The sequence below is a fragment of the Pseudoalteromonas luteoviolacea DSM 6061 genome, from assembly GCF_001625655.1.
Lineage (GTDB): Bacteria > Pseudomonadota > Gammaproteobacteria > Enterobacterales > Alteromonadaceae > Pseudoalteromonas > Pseudoalteromonas luteoviolacea.
Window position 1 is genome coordinate 1 of the sequence record NZ_AUYB01000046.1, and the last position, 19,985, is coordinate 19,985.

At 41.1% G+C, this 19,985-nt stretch carries 16 protein-coding genes; 5 read left to right on the forward strand and 11 right to left on the reverse strand.

The annotated features are described in order from the left end of the window. Positions 1-231 precede the first annotated feature (231 nt). On the reverse strand, positions 232-567 hold the full coding sequence (locus tag N475_RS02305; protein ID WP_063355304.1) for a hypothetical protein: 336 nt from the start codon (positions 565-567) through the stop codon (positions 232-234). A gap of 268 nt (positions 568-835) precedes the next feature. On the opposite strand from N475_RS02305, the gene N475_RS02310 reads away from it, so the two are divergent. Continuing rightward, the gene (locus N475_RS02310; RefSeq protein ID WP_063355303.1) at positions 836-1,762 is read left to right on the forward strand and encodes a DMT family transporter; all 927 of its coding nucleotides are present in this window, start codon (positions 836-838) and stop codon (positions 1,760-1,762) included. Here N475_RS02310 and N475_RS02315 read toward each other — a convergent pair. From N475_RS02315 to N475_RS02350, 8 genes are all read right to left on the reverse strand, one after another. Further along, positions 1,759-2,064 (reverse strand): Mpo1-like protein, encoded by a 306-nt coding sequence (locus N475_RS02315; RefSeq protein ID WP_063355302.1) that lies wholly within the window; start codon positions 2,062-2,064, stop codon positions 1,759-1,761. The two genes, N475_RS02310 and N475_RS02315, sit on opposite strands and share 4 nt — an antisense overlap. 61 nt (positions 2,065-2,125) lie before the next feature. Further along, positions 2,126-5,266, reverse strand: a complete 3,141-nt coding sequence (locus N475_RS02320) for an efflux RND transporter permease subunit (protein ID WP_063364617.1) — start codon at positions 5,264-5,266, stop codon at positions 2,126-2,128. Between the two features lie 11 nt (positions 5,267-5,277). Further along, positions 5,278-6,474 carry an efflux RND transporter periplasmic adaptor subunit gene (locus tag N475_RS02325; protein WP_063364618.1) on the reverse strand — a complete coding sequence of 399 codons (1,197 nt, stop codon included), beginning with the start codon at positions 6,472-6,474 and terminating at the stop codon, positions 5,278-5,280. Between the two features lie 254 nt (positions 6,475-6,728). After that, on the reverse strand, positions 6,729-7,049 hold the full coding sequence (locus tag N475_RS02330; RefSeq protein ID WP_155730810.1) for a hypothetical protein: 321 nt from the start codon (positions 7,047-7,049) through the stop codon (positions 6,729-6,731). 298 nt (positions 7,050-7,347) lie between these two features. Beyond that, on the reverse strand, positions 7,348-7,821 hold the full coding sequence (locus tag N475_RS02335; RefSeq protein WP_081232361.1) for a GNAT family N-acetyltransferase: 474 nt from the start codon (positions 7,819-7,821) through the stop codon (positions 7,348-7,350). Between the two features lie 20 nt (positions 7,822-7,841). Beyond that, positions 7,842-8,324 carry a GNAT family N-acetyltransferase gene (locus N475_RS02340; protein ID WP_063364619.1) on the reverse strand — a complete coding sequence of 161 codons (483 nt, stop codon included), beginning with the start codon at positions 8,322-8,324 and terminating at the stop codon, positions 7,842-7,844. Positions 8,325-8,493: 169 nt separating this feature from the next. Next, positions 8,494-8,946 carry a YaiI/YqxD family protein gene (locus N475_RS02345; RefSeq protein ID WP_063364620.1) on the reverse strand — a complete coding sequence of 151 codons (453 nt, stop codon included), beginning with the start codon at positions 8,944-8,946 and terminating at the stop codon, positions 8,494-8,496. Between the two features lie 86 nt (positions 8,947-9,032). After that, positions 9,033-10,916 (reverse strand): methyl-accepting chemotaxis protein, encoded by a 1,884-nt coding sequence (locus N475_RS02350; RefSeq protein WP_063364621.1) that lies wholly within the window; start codon positions 10,914-10,916, stop codon positions 9,033-9,035. Positions 10,917-11,000: 84 nt separating this feature from the next. Between N475_RS02350 and N475_RS02355 the strand changes: the two genes are divergently transcribed. Continuing rightward, on the forward strand, positions 11,001-12,143 hold the full coding sequence (locus N475_RS02355; protein ID WP_063364622.1) for a porin: 1,143 nt from the start codon (positions 11,001-11,003) through the stop codon (positions 12,141-12,143). A gap of 98 nt (positions 12,144-12,241) precedes the next feature. On the opposite strand, the gene N475_RS02360 is transcribed toward N475_RS02355, so the two are convergent. Then, complete coding sequence (locus N475_RS02360) at positions 12,242-13,036, reverse strand: helix-turn-helix transcriptional regulator (protein ID WP_063364623.1); 795 nt, start codon at positions 13,034-13,036, stop codon at positions 12,242-12,244. 113 nt (positions 13,037-13,149) lie between these two features. Between N475_RS02360 and N475_RS02365 the strand changes: the two genes are divergently transcribed. The 3 genes from N475_RS02365 (at position 13,150) to N475_RS02375 (ending at position 18,432) form a co-directional block, all read left to right on the forward strand. Beyond that, the gene (locus N475_RS02365) at positions 13,150-13,566 is read left to right on the forward strand and encodes a hypothetical protein (RefSeq protein WP_227008437.1); all 417 of its coding nucleotides are present in this window, start codon (positions 13,150-13,152) and stop codon (positions 13,564-13,566) included. Positions 13,567-13,628: 62 nt separating this feature from the next. Further along, entirely contained in the window at positions 13,629-14,150 is a 522-nt protein-coding gene (locus N475_RS02370; protein WP_063355293.1) for a GNAT family N-acetyltransferase, read from the forward strand. 73 nt (positions 14,151-14,223) lie between these two features. Continuing rightward, entirely contained in the window at positions 14,224-18,432 is a 4,209-nt protein-coding gene (locus N475_RS02375; RefSeq protein ID WP_063364624.1) for a DEAD/DEAH box helicase, read from the forward strand. Positions 18,433-18,555: 123 nt separating this feature from the next. On the opposite strand, the gene N475_RS02380 is transcribed toward N475_RS02375, so the two are convergent. Next, the gene (locus N475_RS02380; protein WP_063364625.1) at positions 18,556-19,722 is read right to left on the reverse strand and encodes a hypothetical protein; all 1,167 of its coding nucleotides are present in this window, start codon (positions 19,720-19,722) and stop codon (positions 18,556-18,558) included. Positions 19,723-19,985 lie beyond the last annotated feature (263 nt).

Sequence of the window (19,985 nt, forward strand, 5' to 3'; positions counted from 1 at the left end):
GTGGGTGCGCATTATAGGGAGTTCCCAAATTAGTGCAAGCACTTTTTCATTTTTATTTTATGGTACATGTGAGAACAATTTCGAAGGTAGTGCAGTTTAACAGTTTCTAGAAGAATACAGAGATTGTGATTCGCAACGCTATTCATTGAGAGATTTACACTAAACAACTCATTTATAAGTGCCTCGGCTCTACACGGTGAACATTCTATACGTTGTCAGAGTAGGCACTTTTTAACAAAATGCCTCTCTATAGAAATAATGCTTTCTTTTAAGTTTAGTTTCACCATTTGAAATTATTTCCATTGCACCTTCATTATCTAATGCAACATTAAAGTCAGTGATCCCTCTTTTTATATCTAGCTGCATCTCTAATTCAGCATTTGACCAAGACTGACCAAACCCAACCGACAAGTTTTCTAAGTTTTCTACGCTTTCATTTAACCTGTATGCCGACCCCGGAAATATCTGAGTTAAAGTGAGTGCAACAATCTGCTTTTCATGCAATAAAAAAGCGAACATTGGCTTATCCGTTTTATTGATAAATGTCACCGTAACTTTTGCAGACATTGCGATTCCCTCGTTCTGAATAATCTATGTGCAACTATAGGGATATTCAGATTAAAAGCAATTACGGGGCATTACAGTCCATTGTGTAATAAGAAGTAATTCAATTAACCAGTAAACATATGTCCTGAAAAAATCACTTCAATCAAAGATTCAAAGTTTGTACAATCGATGCTCATTTCATACCCAGCTCAATAGCTCTGTATTAATAAGATTAACGGTATTCCCTGAGCCTTCGTGCTTTACTAAAATACCAATAATAAGGGATCATATGACTACGACCACTTTAGATACCTCTTCGAAGGAAACAACCATTGTTATTGCATTAATAAGTGCAATGCTAGTTTGGGGTTCAAGTTGGATATCAGGGAAAATTATTGCGGACATGGCTCCTTCACAAGTGACCGTGTTTTACCGTATTTCCCTTGCGGCATTAAGCATGTTACCAACCTTATATTTTATGCAAAAATTCAAACTGATTGAATTACGTTACTCAAACAAAGCGCTCTTGTGGTCATTACCTGCTGGCGTCCTAATGGCAGTTTACAATCAGTTCTTTTTTGTTGGCCTTGTTGACGGACTGCCAGGTAAAGGAGGCATGTTAGTCACTACTACTAACCCCGTATTCACTTTTATGCTTAGTTTCTTGATATTTCGTATGACACTCTCTACTAAACAAATACTAGGGCTCGTATTTGGGTTAATCGGTGGCTTATTAATGATAGAAGTTTGGCGCTTTAACGCAGCCGAAATATTTGCATCAGGGAACGCTTTTTTCTTGCTCGCGTCAATTACATGGGCTGCACTTACTTTGATCAGTAAGCAAGGTACCAAATTCTCTGATTTTTTGACTTTTAGTACACTTATGTACTTATGGGCGACCTTACTTAGCTATATATTTGCATATAAGTATGAACCTTTGACAAATATAACGAGTTATTCAAGTACATATTGGTACCACATGTTGTATCTGTCGATCATTGTAATAAGTATTGCTACAACTATTTTCTTTCTAGCGACGCAAAAATTAGGTGCAAATCGTTCTAGCTCCTTTATATTCATTGTACCGGTTACCGCTATGGGCCTATCTGTATGGTATTTTGCTGAGCAGCTAAGCTTAGCTGTTTCAGTAGGCGGGGGATTTGCGCTGTGTGCCGTTTATCTATTGAATCAGCCTGCAAAGAGTAAACAAGACTAGATACTTATTTTTCGGGTGATGATATCTTTAAACATCACCCAATCCGCTAGCAAACTGTAGAACGGATAGGTAAAAGTAGCTGGCTTGTTTCCTTCATAAATAAAATGCCCTAACCACGCAAAGCCATAACCAATAACAGGTATAAGTATTAGCAACGCCCATAGTTGCGTAACCACACAAATTAGTAATGCCAACAGTACTAGAGAAGAACCAATAAAGTGCATCCGCCTGCAGTATCGATTACTGTGTTCTTGCAGATAAAATTGATAAAACTCATCAAAATTATTAAATTTGCGTGCCATATTCCGCTCTCGTCTTTGGTTGAGCCCGAAGTGGGCTCAACCTGAACCTCACTGAAAATACCTAAGTTTCAATCCTAGCAACCTTGCCTGAAAAGAACGTATAAAAACTGGGTAAAACAAACAATGTCAATAACGTAGAGCTTACCAATCCACCAATTACAACAACTGCAATTGGCTTTTGTAACTCAGCCCCTACCCCTTGTGCCAATAACATAGGCAAAAGACCCAGTGCAGATGTCAAAGCTGTCATTAGTACGGGCCTTAAACGTGAAACAGCACCATCCAAAATAGCATCATGAACACTTTGCTGGCGACATCGAGCATTAATACTCTCGACCAGCACGACTCCATTCAAAATAGCCACACCAAATAAGGTAATAAACCCCACTGAGCTGGGAACTGACAAGTATAACCCTGAAAAGTATAGTGCAATGATCCCACCTACGGTTGCCAATGGAATATTTATCAATATCAACACTGATTGACCTACAGATTTAAAGGCCACCAGTAGCAGTAAAGCGATCAGAGAAATGGATATAGGGACTATTAGTTTAAGGCGATTTTGTGCCCTTTGCTGACTTTCAAATTGACCACCAATAACCATGGAGTAACCCGCTGGTAATTCTATGTCGGAAGAAACTAGATTGTGTATTTGTGAAACCACACTTCCCATGTCTGCACCTTGGACATTTGCTTGAACAACAATTCGCCTTTGCACATCATCTCGCCGTATTTGAGGAGCCCCCGTTCCTAACTCTATTTCAGCCACATCTCCGAGCCTTACCCATGCACCACTGGGAGACAACAAAGTTAAGTCAGCAATAGCCAAAGGACTATTTCGAAATTTTTTATCCAACCGTACATATATGTCATAACGCTCATTTCCTTTCACAATTTGGCCACTATGTTGACCACCAATACCTTCATTGACAATCGCCATAACGTCTGCGACTGAAAGGCCATAGCGAGATAATTCACGGCGTTTAGGCGTTATTACTAATTGGGACTCACCTGTTATTTGTTCTAATGCCACATCCGAAGTGCCTGGAACTCTTTTAATCACTTGCTCAAGCTGCGCTCCTTTTTGGGCCAAAACGTCTAGATCTGGGCCAAATAACTTAATCGCTAGCTGGGCTTTAACACCGGACAGTAGTTCATCGACACGCGTTGCAATTGGCTGAGAAAAGTTAAGTAAAACACCAGGAAACACACTTAGACTATTTTTCATGAGCGATTGTAATTCTTTTCTATTACTCGCGCTTTGCCATTGTTTTTGCGGTTTAAGTCCAATATAGATCTCTATATTGTTAACTGGCTCAGGGTCCCCACCAATCTCTGCACGCCCAATTCTACTGAGCGCATACGTTACCTCTGGAAACTTAAGTAGCTTCTCTTCTAGTTTTGGCGCCAACGTTAGCGCTGTTTCCAAATTGGCAGAAGATGCTAGTGTCACTCGTAAGTTTATTGTCCCCTCTTCTAGCTCTGGAGCAAATTCAGTGCCGATTTTAGATGCAAAATAAATACTAATAGATAGCAGTCCCATCAGTCCTAGCAACAGTAGCTTATTGTGCCCCATAACCCAGGACAAACCGGCTCGGTATTTGTTTTCCAGAAAATTTACGACTCTATTTTCTTTCGTTTTCAGCCCCTTGCGATAAACAATACTCGCTAGCGCTGGGACCCCAAACAAAGCAATGATGACCGCGAAAACAATAGCCAACATAATGCTCATTGCCATTGGCTCAAACATCTTTGCCTCCACCCCTTCAAAGCTAAATAAAGGGGCAAAAACAATTAATATAATCAGCGACGCAAAGAAAATTGAACGCGCAACTTCATGGGCAGCACTCACTATTAACCCATTTTGCTTAGACGCTTCTTTGGCGTTCAATTCCTGTGAAGTAGCGAGCTTAGCTACGATTCTTTCAGTCATTACTACAGAACCATCAACTAACATTCCGATAGCAATAGCTATTCCGCCCAAGGACATTAGATTAGCCGATATACCAAGCCAAACCATCGTCATCAATGCCAGACCAATTGATAAAGGAACAGAGATTAGAACTAATAAGGTAGCTTTTAAGTTTAGTAAAAACAGCATCAATACAATGGTGATGAAGATAAATGCTAGACCAAGTGCTTTTGTAACCGTCATAACTGCCTGTTCAACAAGATATGCTTGGTCATAAAACGGCACCACGCTAACACCTTTTGGCAAGGCCTTTTCTATATTTGCCAAACGCGCATGAATAGCATCAATCGTTTGTTTGCTGTTCGCGCCACTGCGCTTAAGCACGATGCCTGACACCACTTCACCCATTGCCACAGGCCGCTCATTCTCATCCCGTTTTGTCATCGTAACCGCACCTTGGCGAATTTCCTCACCAAACTGCACGTTCGCTACATCAGCAATAGTAATGACGGTACCACCTATCACTTTAACTGGCACTTGCGCAATTTGCTCAAGCCCTAACTCTCCACTTCTAAACCATCCCGCACCTCTGATAACCAGCTGCTCTTGCCCTCTATCCATATACCAACCACCTGCGTTTACGTTGTTGTTTCGCAGGGCCAATTGAATATCTGCCTGAGTGAGTTGATATGCCAATAATCTTCTAGGATTTAAATTCACTTGATACTGACGTACTGAGCCGCCAAAAGACAATACATCTGTCACACCATCAATTGGCATAAGCAGCAATTTAACTAACCAATCATTGAGGCTTCTCAATGCCATCTGATCATAACCAGAGTTTGAGTCTGCTACTAATAAGTACTGAAATATCTGTCCAAGACCTGATGTATTTGGTCCCATTTTGGGTGTTCCTATACCAGTCGGAATTGCTTCTTTAGCATCTTGCAAGCGCTCAAACACAAGTTGTCTAGCAAAATAGATATCTGTACCATCTTTAAAGACTACCGTCACTCCAGAAAGCCCCGTTTTAGATATTGACCTCACTTCTTGTACATCAGGCAATGCATACATAGCCGCCTCAATGGGGTAAGTGATGAGCTGCTCGACCTCTTCAGCCGCCAAGCCAGATGCTTCAGTATTCACCACCACTTGAATGGTGGTAACATCTGGAAATGCATCAAGATTTAGCTTTTGAATCGAGAAAACACTTAGAATAGTCATCAAGACCATACTGGCCAATACAAGGTAGCGATTATTCACCGCATATAAAATCGTGTTGTTAAGCATTGATCCACTCCCTAATGGTTGTGCGGATCAAAGCCGCTTTTTGCGAGCTCAGATGCGATGAAAAATGCCCCTTTGACAGCAACACGGCTTCCCTCTGGCAAACCATATACCATGCGTTGGTCATCAATTTGCGGCCCCATTTTTACTTGCACAGGCAAGAACGATTTATCAACCTGTTCAACAAACACCAACCAATTTTGATCTACCCCCCTTATTACAGCTGACTCCGGAATAACCATCGCCTTGTGCTCGGAAGTAACAACAAAGCGTACATCTACAAACATACCAGCATGTAATGTATCACTTTCATTATTTACAGAGAGCCTCACAACTTTAGTACGTGTTTGCGTATCAATAGTGTGTGTTTGTTGTATGATTTGCGCCACATAATCTCGGTTATCAACAGATACGAAAGCCTGCGAGACTCGCTCTAAGTCAAACTTTGTATTTACTGACAATTTAGCATCAATCCATAACGTCGTTTCATCTGCCAAAAGCATAAGCTCGCTGCCAGCTGAGATCCGTTGGCCTTGTGAAAAGTTATCTTTCAAAACAACCCCTGCCTGCTTAGCAACCAATGTGTATTGACCTAATGTATCGCTTGTCGGTGAATGAAGTTTTTGTATCGCTACATCATTCAAGCCTAATGCTATCAGTTGACCATAAGCTGCATTGAACCTTGTTTTAGCAGCAAGGCGCTCGCTTTCACTCACAGTTTCAGAACCCAATTTTGCTGTTCTTTCCCACTCATTTTTAGCTAGCAAGTAATCTGCTTGCGCTTGAGCCATTTCATGGCTAAACAAAGTAACGAGCTTTTGCCCTTGCTGTACTTTTTCGCCTAAAACTACATAGCGATTCATTACCACCGATTCTGTGCGGGGAGATACGATATAACTGGTGTACCCGTTTGCTTTGACTTCTGCTGGCGCATAATAAGTTTGCGCATAGACATTCGTATAAACTTTAGTTACTTCAACTCCAGCCATTGATCGTTGAACTTTACTTAGCGAAACTGCCTGATGCTGGACTGCATCATCATGTGTGTCTTCGCTGTGATCATGGCTATGTTGTTCTGGGCGCTGATGCGCAAGATCTGGTTGAAGCGCCAACGAATGTTCATGTTCGTCAGCGTTCGCTAAAGAGCATGTGCTTTGTAATAAAGCAAAAAAAATAAAAAATATGACAGACTGCTTAGGTTTAATACCCATAAATAAAACCTCCTTTTATCAACCATATAACATGGCAACCTGTGCCAGATAGGGATGACAAAAATGTCATGTTCAGCTATTCGCTCAATACCTGTGGTAACAAGCTAAGACATGACAAACTAACACGAACTAACGTGCGTGTTTTTATATGTTCAGTTGGATATGTTTAGTTATCCAAAACTCAACGGTTGAGTCATTGCCCATGTTGTACATACACACTAAGTTGGGAATATTGAGCAATGAAAAGCGACGAGTTATGACAAAATTGGAGGTTTAAACTTGGCTTCGATTCTTTTTCGCACCTGTCTATCAGGTACATTAAAGATGGCAGATGAGAGATCTAGAGTACTATAATCCTGAAGCTCTGAGCTCACCCAAGATGTATGACTGCCCGAGCAATGTCCGCAATGATGACAATCTTGAATGGCATGACCATGCTCGTCTAATTTAACTGATGTTGTTAATTGTTCGTCATATTGATGAGTGTGGCTAGCTTGAAGGTGCTTCCCGTCTATCGGCTGGAGCTCAGATATCGACGCGACAGACATCACGGATTGCAATGCAATCACTATCATGAGTATCACGTAAACCGCTATCCTGAATATCAAGCTAACACCTTAGTATTAAAAATAATGCGTCGACAATATAAACAGCACAGCAAAAAAAGTCAATTTAATGAGGCACAAATAAAAACATAAGTTACTGTTATAAAATAACATTACCTATATAAATTGCAAAATTTTTAATAGCTAAAAACGGGAATTAGACTCTCTAATTATCAGCGTACCAAGCTTTGATTAAAAACCAATCGAGCACGATAAGTCCCTTACCGAGAGTGTTATATGATTGAGGCCAGTGATCATTTTCCTATACTCACAAGTCTTTTTTCATAACGAGTACCCGCACACCTTTTGAGTCCGCTTCAAAAAGAGGCTCAAAGCCTAGTTTGCTATATAAACCGCCACCTAAAGATTCCGTTTGCAAATAAAGCGTTTTAATGTCTAGGCGCTTGGCTTGTTTAATAAGATACAATACTAAATGTTTAGCAATATTTGCGCCTCTGGCTGAAGGCGACACGAAAACGCCACCAAGCCAGTGCTCATATTCTAAATATGCGTCCATTTCATGAAACTTCAGCTCTGCAACACCCACTAATTCATCGCCTCTTAGAGCGATGATACTCATTGGCAAACAGTGTTGATTGAGTGCTTTTTCAAGCTTTTGCCTAACTTCTAGCAAAGAATAGCGTCCACTTTGTTCGCACCATTCTTCGAAATACCAAGATGCAATTGTTTTGAGGTATTGTGGTTTGTCTGCTAAATAATAAAAATCCAAGTCCTTGTTCATTTGACCACTTCCTTAATATGTTACTCCAACCATTTATACATAATATAACTATCTACTAAACCAAGTTTTGGGTGCCTGTATGCTTTTGGAATTGTCCCAATAATATCGTACCCCAGTTTTTTCCATAGGGACACGGCAACTTCATTACTCGATACCACTGAATTGAATTGCATCGCGCGAAAGCCAAGCTCCAAGGCTTGTTTTTGAGAGTGTTCACACAACTTTCTTGCCAGTCCCTTACCTCTCGCGTGGGGAGATATCATATACCCACAGTTACTTATGTGGTCGCTTGGCCCCATAGCATTAGCTTTAAGATAATAGCTGCCAAGTACTTTATCATTTTCAACGTATACAAAGCTCTTTAACGGCTGCTCACACCAAAGTTGATAGGCGCACTCTTCATCCATTTGCGGATCAAATGCATAGGTCTCTTGTTGTAAGATTATTTCTTTAAACACGGGCCAAAATGCAACAAAATCTTGCTTTGTCATCGCTCTGATCATATCAACTTACTCCATATTGAAGGGCGTTCATTGGTGATGTAACCAATGCTTTTGTGATAAATATCATGTGCATAAGCTCAAGGAAATAGCAAGATTGAGACGATAAAAGAACGACAAAGACTACAATACAACCTGCACAGCTATACAGGTTGTTCTGACAGTGATGGATTTATTTGGATTTATGTTGCTGCAACCACCTATCCAGACAGTTGGCAAATTGTTGCTTCTCACTTTGGCTTAGTGGAGGTGGTCCACCGGTTTGCACACCACTGCTTCTAAGCGTATCCATAAAGTCACGCATATTTAGGCGAGCACGAATATTTTCTGATGTGTACATTTCACCACGTGTACTTAATGCCAAACCACCTTTTTCAATAACTTCCGCAGCAAGGGGGATATCACTGGTTATTACTAGATCGCCTGAATTCATGCGCTTAACAATTTCATTGTCAGCAACATCAAAACCCGCACTCACTTGTAGTTTGCAAATGTAAGGAGATGTAGGTGTTTTTAAATATTGATTCGCGACAAGGGTCAAAGTCACTTTTGTTCTTACCGCAGCACGAAACAAAATCTCTCTTATCACAACAGGGCACGCATCAGCATCAACCCAAATAGCCATACTTTTCTCCTCTTAAAAAGCTTGGGCTGTCAATTGAGTGGCATGATACGCACATTTATTACGTCTGCATATAGCAACCCCCTCATTCACAATGTGAACTTAGACAATAATGTCTCTTGCTCATGGGACTGCGTCGCTAATTCTTGGCTTGCTTGATACTGCTGACTAGAAAAATTATCCACTTCTACACTGATGTCATTGATGTTCGCCGTATTTTTATTTATCTCTTCAATGACAACACTTTGCTCTTCAATTGCCGTTGCGATCTGAATATTTCTATCCATTATATCTTTTACCGACTCAGAAATTTCATTGAGCATTTGCGTAGCATGCTCCGTTTGCTCCACACATTGCAGTGTTTTGTCTCTACTTGCGCCCATTGCATTTTGAACCTGGTTTGAAGAAACCTGAATTTGTTCAATCATACTCTTGATCTCGGTAGTAGATTCTTGTGTTTTTGTTGCCAATGATCTTACTTCGTCCGCAACCACTGCAAATCCACGCCCTTGTTCACCAGCCCGTGCAGCTTCGATAGCAGCATTGAGCGCCAATAAATTCGTTTGCTCGGCAATACCATTTATAACCGATAAAATATTTTCAATGCTGTGACTATATTCAGCAAGTTGAGTACTCATTGCATGGGATTCATTGATTTCCTCCGATAGCGCCGAAATCTCATTTTTGGTTTCCAAAAACACCTGTTGCCCATCTCGAGTTTTATCATTTACGGTCGTTATGGAACTAGCAGCATTTTGCGCACTACCAGCTATTTCACTGGATGTCGTGCTCATTTCATGCATCGCGGTAGCTAAACTCTCTACCAGACTAACTTGCTCTTGTAACCTTGAACTTGATTGTGTGGACAATTCCCTCGCAGCCTCACTACTGGACACCACAACATCGGTCCCCTGTTTTACTTGGGTCACTAGCTGATGCAATGAAGCAAGAAATACATTAAATTGTCGTGCTACTTTCCCACATTCATCATCGTTTTTGATAGTTAGTCTTTGAGTTAAATCACCACTTCCTGACGCAATATTGGTTATTGCAGCCTCTAACTCTTTGAGCGGTTTCAGTAAGTGAATAGCCAATGCTCGAATACTCAATGAGCCCAGAACAATAGCCAAAATTGCGATGATAAACGTGTTTAAAGTCAAACTATTGAGCGCCTCATATACTTTGTTTTTATCAAGCATCACCGCCAAGTACCATGCATTACCGTACTGATCATCCAGTGGGTAGTAATACATGATTTTATCATCCCCAGCGACCTCCACCTCCAAAATGGTTTTAGTTTGAGATAACGAAAGGTTTGAAGAAATATCTTTGAGTGTTTTACCGTTTAACTCAGTTTGTTGATGAGAAATGATTGTACCTTCTCTATCAACTAAAAATGCAAAACCAGTATGGTCAAAATCTACCGCATTGATACTGCTGGCGATTGTTGCCAAGCTCAAATCACCACCAATTACACCCCGAAACGCCCCCCGAGAATTGATAGGAGACACCACAGACAAAAGTAACTCTCCTGTTGCCGCATCAATGTAGGGACTGGTGAATACGGTTTTACCATTTTGACGTGCAAGTGAGTACCAAGGTCGCTGGCGAAAGTCTACGCCAGGTGGATTTTGCCTATTCGGATTATTCGATCTTAACCCAGTTTCATCCTCTACCGTTCCAAATGCTAATAAAAATGACTCTTTAAAAAATGGTGTGTCTAAGGCAGCTTGAAACTTGTCAGTGCTGAAATCGCCGTCCAACTGTGTCTTAACTACATGAATTTGAGAAGCCTTTTGAGATAACCAGTTGTCTATGCCAATTGCCAGAAGCTTTGTGGTGTCGGCCACATATGCAGCTGTTTTTTGCTTCATGGAGTCGTTGATAAACCAATAGGTAGTGCCACTGATCACTAGGATAATGAGAAATACCACCAGCGCAGAAGCGACTGAAAACTTGGTTCTAATCTTCATATTTATTCGCCAGAAAAAAAATCAGTCAACACCGCAAAGTGTTGTCTATAATTCGCTTTATCGCAACTAATTGGTTTAAAGACTATGAAAACAGCGACTCGCTCTCTTATTGCCGTTTTGCTCTCATCTTCTTTGGCACAACACGCTTTAGCAGCCGAAGAAAATAGTCCCGTTACCATGGAAGATATCAAAGCGCTAGAAGCGCAGCTTGCTGAACTTAAGCGACGTTTTTTACAGCAATTGCCGCAAAAAGACGAATCACAGTCCAAACCCAAACCAGCAAAAGCCAACCAACCAAAAGATGCTGTGCACACAGTTGATGTATACGCAACGATGCGACCTACATTTGGTCGCATTGAAGACAGGGGAGAAAATCAATACGACGTGAGAGATGCTCTATCCCACGCGGGTGTAAAAGCAACTCATAGATTTAATGATGACTGGGCAGCAGAGCTCCATGGTGAGTGGAGTATTGATGTACAAAATACTGGAGAATTTGGTCGCTCTAGACGTGCTTATACAGCACTTGTAACCCCATTTGGGCGCTTTGGAATAGGCAAACAGCGCCCTGCACAGTATTTATTTATCGCCGAATATGTGGATATATTTAATCATGCCAACAGCCCTTTTGCTTACGACCCTGAAAGCATCTTTTTTGTCGATAACTTATTAAGTTACCGACTAGAAAGTGGTCCTCTTACTTTTGTCGCCGTGGGTCAATTTGACGGTGCAGGCAATGAAAACAACAACGACTTGTTTAATGCAGGCTTGAGCTACGACAAAGACGGGCTCCATGCGGCGATTACTTATCAAATGAATGAAGTGTATGATCAACAAACTCAATTAGGAGAGAATTCAATTTGGGCTGCAGCATTTGCATATGATTTCACTGATAGACTCTATGGTGCCGTAGCATACCAAGATAAAACCTACGAACGCCATAATATTGCAGATAGAGATGGCTCCACCTTTGATTTGTCTTTTGCGTACAAGCTGAGCAAGCACTACAAACTAAAAACGGGCTACTTTGACTTTGACGACGGCTTTGCCGAAAGCGATCCTAATAATCAAAGTTTTGATGGGTTTAACATCACTCTAGAATGGCTGCCAACGCCGCCATTGCGTGTGCATCTCGAATACTTAACCAAGTCTTATACAAACGACCAAGACTTTGATTCTTTGTCTGTCGGATTTAGGTATGACTTTAGAACATCCATAAAGTACTAGATAGATGTATAATCTAGTACTTTAACAGGCGTTAATGTGTTGCGTCACCTGCGTTTTATGAAGTAAATAAGCAGAGGATAATAGAGCTTTTAGTAATACTACACATTTTGCTTTTTATATTTTTTCCGCCAAGACGCGGGCGTATGGCCTATGTGCTTTTTAAATTGCCGAATAAAGTGTGTGGTGTCACTCCAACCTAATTGTTCTGCAAGTTTGCTAATTGGCATAGGCGTGTGTAACAGCTGCGAGCAAGCCTGAGACAGCCGTTTTTGCGTAATCCACTGCCCCACGGTAAACTCAGTCTCTCTTTTAAACAGTGATGCTAAATATGGGGCACTTAGGTGCACCGCATCGCTGACTTCTTGAAGCCCAATCGGCTGCAAGTAATTAGCTTGAATGAAGGCCATTGCTTGTTCTACTTTACTGTTATACCTAACATGCTGTAACTCGCTAAAACAAGCTCTATTCAATTCATTCAACAGTAACACCACAAAACTCCGCTGAACCTCTAAACTCAAAGCCTGCTTTTTAGCAGCAATCAACTCATAAAATAATGATTGAATAAACTCATGGCGTTTGGGGTTAGCTTTTAAAGCTGGTAACGCTCCTTGTTTCACATTATCAAATGGCACCATTAATTCACTTTGGCCCAAATTCAAACAGTCAGGGCAAAAGCTCAACCACAATACATGTAACTCGTGTCCTTTTAGCAAAGCGTGTGGAACGCCTGGGGGTACTACACTGAACATACCAGAGGACACATCAAAAGGCTGGCGATGTGCAATCGTTAAAGAACCCGCGACTATATACGTCATAACGCATTCTGCATGGGTATCATGTTTTTGCGGCTCAATAGACCCAAAACGTTCCTCACCAACAGCTAATGCATGCATACCCACCTCAAAATTAAAATAAGCCGATAAAAACCAAAAAACGTCAATTTATAGCACTAAATACTAAGCATAGAATAGCCATACATTAAAAAAAGCTGATTTATAGGTATTTTATGCTAGAAACACCAATCACAATAAATTGGTCCATTGTACTAATGGGGCTCTCTTTACACGTATTAATTTGGGAAAAGCTACCAGAGTGGGGAAACTGGTTTAACAAAATTGTTATGCACTTACCTAGGCCACTTGCTTACTTGTATGAGTCTTGGCACTGTCCTTATTGCTTTGGTTTTTGGGCTGCACTAGCAATACACATGCTAACCGGTCAATTTACGCTCGCTTCCCTAAAAACAATGCCAGCCTATTTGGGCATGGCTGCGACACCCATTGCATTGTTTTTAGATGCTTTGGTAAGTGCGCTACTTATTTTTGTGGGAAGTTTATTGATTAAGGCGCTTTCAGGCCCTGCGCTTGTGGGCCATCAAAAAGTGATGGCATTTAAGCAGGCTCATTCTGAACAAAGCAACTAGGATTACATTATCAATAGTTCATTCGGGTAGCTTCTATGTGGCTACCCGATGTAAGAGTTAAAATGAAAACACTATTTACAACGCCACGCCTAGACTTTTTTTGTTGCAACGAACTCCTTTTGAAGCCTAGCAATGCGAATTTTATTACTCGTATATTAACGACAAATACGGCTACATTCTTGCCAGATGACTGGCAAACTAAGCCAGACTCCAACGAGGCTTTGCATTGGTTAAAAGAGCGGCTGATTCAAAGCGACATCTTTGTAGCACTTCCTAGAAATGAATTAAGTAAAACTTTACAAGCTTTACGCTCTCCCCCACTTGGTTTGTTTATCATGCATATAGAACAAGATACTGCACATATTGGCTATTTGATCCACGAGCAATTCTGGCACCAGGGTTACGGAACTGAGTTACTCGCCGGCAGTATTGATTATTTACGAGACAACACCTTAGTCAAAACAATATACGCAGGCGTAGATCCAAATAATGTGGGCTCGATACGGGCACTAGAAAAATGCAGTTTTACCCAAGAGAGCTTAGGGAACAAAGACACCAATGCCTTTTACAAGTTGCAACTATAAAGCATGCAAAGCTTGAGGCGAAGTAATGCATTTGGTACTTTGCCAACGTTAAAATGCATACGTAGGAACAGCTTTGCACTCTTTTAATCGCGCACTCATAATCACCAGCACAACCAATAGCACCATAGAAAAGCTTTACGCGGACTATTTATCTTTAGACGACGACTATCAGACACTCGTTCAAGTATTGGCCGTGATTTTTAAATCGACGTCCACAGTTAAAATAAAGCAAATATTGAAAAAGCTTACTGAGCAAGGTGTTATTGAGCAAGGGCGGCCTGTGTCTGCGCTAAGCTCTGAACTAATTGTTATTTTAGAACAAAACCAACTTGCACTTTGCGATCAACTGAACGTACAAATTAACCCTCTGGTCGCCAACCTTGTTACGCAGCACACTCAAAAACTTGGTCGCTTGCTACCAATATTAAAATATGCCGAAGAGTACATTCCTATTCTCAATGCTTATGAGTGGGAACGAGAACCTGAAGACGAAAACCGACTCACCAGAGACTTTTTGTGGCTAGGGCAACTTCCCAAAGCAAAGGCCCGACTTGGGTTTAATAAAAACCCACAAATACTCAATATTCAAAACAATCGAGCATTGGTTCATTTTGTGTTTTTTCCATTTCAGTTGGACACATTTAAAGATTTGCCGGATGAAATGCAATATCAAGCCTTTGCGACACTTTGTGCGATCCAGATTCAGCATGGGGGTGACATAAGTCTGATTACTGACATGCTGAGGCTTGCCTTAGAACAAAAGCCCAGCAATCAAAATTTGAGGCTGTTGCTGGCCGAACAGTTACTACTCCAAGGCCAAATTGAACACGCCAGTAGCCACACCAAGCCCAGTGACCTATCTAGTTACGGTCTGCAGCTAAAAGCGACAATATCGCTACTAAATAATCATGTTGCAGCAGCTTGTGAACAATTCAATACCGCCTTACAAGCACAACAAAAATTTACTAAAAAGAAAGGTCCATATTTAAGTCGCATGTTTGGTTGGCTTCATATGATTGCTCTGCTCGCGTCAGCGGAGGCGCAAAATAATCATTACGACCAAGCAATGCAACTGGCCGGTAACCAATTGACAGACAAAAAAGGTTCAAAAACTAACTATTACATTGGCCAGATTTTTGAGTGTCTCGCCGAGTCACTTTCAAATAGCGCCCCCTTTATCCCTCAGCTAACAGAACATGAGCGAGATTTACAAGATAGGCCGTTTGATTACTATTCCTGCCAGCTCATTTCTATTTTATCACTCCACTGGTGTAAGCACACACTTACAAAAGAGCATACATATATACTGGAGCGTTGCAGTACATTCTATCGCAGTGCCAATTTACACTTACTTGACAGTATTACAGGTCAATTGTTAGCGCATATAAACTCAATTCATAACGACGTGAGCTTATGCGTAAACTTTCCGTCCCTCATTAAACAGCAGACTGAATGGGAATTAGCATTAGACAAATTACTTGCGCTAGCCCCTGGCACTCTAGAAAGTACACATACAAATGACCAACAGTTAATCTGGATATTAGAAACGAAAAATGCGGAGGTGACGCTTGCACCGAAAATACAAAAGCGAATCCAATCTGGTTGGAGTAAAGGTAAAGCGATTTCCCTCGAATCACTCTACTCCAACTATACTCAGATGCCTTATTTAACAGAGACAGACATTGCACTAGTTGAAGCCATAGAAGTTCAAAAACACTGGGGGGAAATTCACTATACACTTAGTGGGCTATTAGCACTAAAAGCAGCAATGCGATCACCTAATATTTTCTTGCCAGATGATTTAGATGAGCCCCTAGAAATTGTCGAGTCCCCTGCTCAGTTGGCGATAACTAAACAGGGGGATCAATTATACCTTACACTACAAGACTTACCCGACGACTTTAGAACTCGTAACAGTGTATATACTGCTAAATTCACCTCTAAATATAAGTGTGTATTCACTCACTTTGATACTCAACACCTCAAAATTGCCAATATCATTGGCGAAAACGGCTTACTTATCCCCCTCGCTGCAAAAGCAAAATTAATGGCCAGCATTCAAGCCATTGCGCCTTTGATGAATATTCAATCAGAAGTCAGTGACATTGACATAGGCTTAGAAACAATAGAAGCACAGCCAGAGCTTGTGATTAATATTAGCCCGTACTTACAAGGTTTGTCTTTTCATTGTTTTAGCATGCCCTTTGGTGATAAAGGGCCTGCATTTCATCCAGCAGTTGGGAATGCCAATATTAGCGCCGAAATTGACGGTAGGCGTATTGCGACAAAACGCAATCTAGCCACAGAGCAAGAACTATTAGACAACCTAGACGAAACATGTCCTGCCTTTTTAGCTATGGCTGATAATCAGCTAAGTATTGCTGATTTACAAGATGCATTGAATGCGCTGGAACAACTTGAGCAGGCAATTAACAGTGAATCCCCATTGGCCTTCAAATTGCGTTGGCCTAAAGGAAAAAAAATTCAACTAACTAAGCCTTTGGAGTCGCACCACCTGCAACTGGCCATATCAAAGAAGAATCAGTGGTTTGATATCAATGGTGAACTGCAAATTAATGATCAACAGATCATCGATTTAAAAGAACTATTAAAACTTGTTGAACAAAGTCATGGTCGTTTTATTGAATTGGACTCCCAACAAGTTGTAGCGCTCTCTCATTCCCTACATGAACGGCTTACCCAGCTAAACCAAGGCACCGAAAATGGGAAGTTTCACCCTTTGGCCAGTCCACTAGTAAATGAAGCTGTGACAGGTATGCGAATGAAAACGCTTCACGCTTGGGAGCATCAATCACAACTGATGCAACAAGCAAATACATTGACAATCTCTGAGCCGATTGATTTGCAAGCGACCTTGAGAGACTACCAAGTCGCAGGGTATGACTGGGCAATGCGCCTTGCACACTGGGGAGCAGGTGCTTGTTTGGCAGATGATATGGGGCTGGGAAAGACATTACAATCATTAGCCGTGTTGCTGGCTAAAGCTAGCAATGGTCCCAGTTTAATCATCGCACCAACTTCGGTATGCTTTAACTGGCAACAGGAGGCAACCAAGTTTGCACCTACCTTGCGATTATTTACGCTGGCACAATTTAAATCTGGCGACCAAAGGGCCTCTTTACTTGAAAAGCTAAGTGCCAATGACGTACTCATCGTCAGTTATGGGCTATTGGTACAAGACCTGACGCTGCTGAAGTCTATTCGCTGGGAATGCATCATCGCGGATGAAGCACAGGCAATCAAGAACCCGCTATCAAAACGAGCCCAAGCTGCATGCGCCCTTCGTGGCCACTTTAAAATGATCACCACAGGAACACCAATTGAAAACAACCTAACGGAACTTTGGTCACTATTTAGATTTGTGAATCCAGGCCTACTGGGGAATTTAAAGCGATTCACTGAACGCTTTATTCAACCCATCGAAAACCGAGAAGAAAAGCCAATAGCGGCAAGGTACGCACAGCAAAACCTCAAAACGTTATTGCAGCCTTTTATCCTCAGAAGGATGAAACATCAGGTGCTTGCAGAGTTGCCACCACGCACTGAAATCAATCTCAATATTGAACTAAGTGATGAAGAGCAAACTTTGTATGAAGCACTGAGGCAAAATGCCATTGCCAATATTGCAAAGGCAAATGAGCAAGAAGACTCAGGCTCTCAACACTTAACCATGCTGGCAGAGCTGACAAAACTCAGGCAGGTGTGTTGTAATCCAAACCTCGTTGCACCAGAGTTAATGCTCAATAGTGCTAAATTAGCCAAACTTGAAGCGCTACTTGATGAGCTGCGAAGAAATGGCCACAAAGCCCTAATTTTTAGTCAATTTGTTGGCCACTTGCAACTGCTCAAACAGCGCTTAGATGAATTGGGATTAACTTATCAATACCTCGATGGCTCAACCCCAGCAAAACAACGACAACTAAGTGTAAATGCGTTTTCCAGAGGTGAAGGTGATGTCTTTCTTATTAGCCTTAAAGCGGGTGGATCTGGATTAAACTTAACTGCCGCAGATTATGTTATCCATATGGATCCTTGGTGGAATCCTGCAGTAGAAGCGCAGGCTTCAGATAGAGCACATCGAATTGGCCAAATCAGGCCAGTAACTATTTACAGAATGATTGCATCAAACACCATTGAAGAAAAAATACTGGCCATGCACGACCAAAAGCGCGACTTAGCCAATCAAGTGCTCTCTGGCAGTGATACAACTCAAAAGCTCTCAGTGAAAGAGGTATTAGAGTTGCTCAAAGATACACTGTGATCAAGTGCAGCGTAAATCTAAGTAGTTAGAACTGGATTACAAAAAACTGGCGCCTGTAAAAAATAAGCGCCAGTTTTCAACGATACTCAGAGCTTGGGTCTAGACTGAGTTCATTCAACTCTCTTAAGGGAAAGTCACCGTCAGTGGCATTTGTTTAAATGCACCTGTTCTCGCTTCTTCTAGCCCTGTCATTGTCACGGACCCTAATTGCGACTGCAGAACATATTCTGCTTCGCTATAGCCTTGTCTAAGTGCATCCTCTAAACTACCTAAACGATTTACTTCAAATGCAAAATTCATCATCAGGTACGTTCTATAATCACGCATGTAACTCGCAGGGTCTAAAAACTCTCCATGTTCCATTGGAATATCCCATGCGATGTTGGTAACAACTGAACCCGTAACAGGATCATTGCTGTAACTCAATGTGAAGAACTGCGACAGAAATGCTTTCGCGTCGCCTCGTAATGCCCCCAGCTCAAAAAGGCCACCATAGTACTGCCACAAACCAAACTCAGTCGGCGCCAATCTCATATCTGTTGTTATATCCTCTTTAAATAGTATGCGAGTGATATAACCATCTACCGAAAACTGACCTTTAAACGGCAGTGCAATCCCAAGATCGTTAAAAGTAAAGTCGTGATATCGCGGGTGATCCTCGATTGAATAATCACACATTGAATAATTGCTATTTAAGCAATAGACAATGCACTGCTCACCACGCACGTCTACTAGATCAATTGGATGTTCAATGGCGAGGTCATAAGGTAAATCAAGCGTAATATCTTTTTTCAAAAGCTTTTCAAGTGCTGGTTTATGATATCTTAGGCGAGAAAAAGAGCGCTTTTCTTCACCATTTACTAGGTGAATTGAATACATTTGAATTGCAATGTCATTGCTCGTTTTTAAATGAGCTAAGGCTTCCTCAACTGGCATATTGATAGCCCAAGATGACCTTTTATGCTCCCCACCACCATAAAGACGTCCACACATAAAGCTTGTTCTGTCAGTCCTAACAAAGCCGAAACCCATTTTAAGATTCTGACCCGCAAACCTCGCGCTTAAATGCTTAACGCCTGCTACATCAACAATATCAAAGCCTAAAAATCTCACTCCGTTCTCAATTATCTGCGCATTACTCAACTCAATGCCTGTATCTAAAAGACCTTCATCTGTATGTAAACCACTAGCAACCCTAGAACATTGATTATCAACGATGGTTAATTTGGCATGCCCAAACTTCGCAAAAAATAAAAGAGAAAATATAAAAATACCCTGTATAAATTTCATTGTCTGATCCTTGTATAAAACACAAATAAAATTTCCATGAGTGCACTTTAAATACCGCACTCCAATCTAGGGTACAGAATTAAAAATCTAAAATACACATTTATAAAACAAAATATTAACCTTAATTATACTAACCTTATATAATCATATTATGAAAATTACGACTAAAAGCTTGTATCGTGGGGGCTGGTAAAAGTCTTAATTGATTTTTTAAACATCCTATTGAAAACGTATAAACCGGATCATAAAAGTATACACATGCC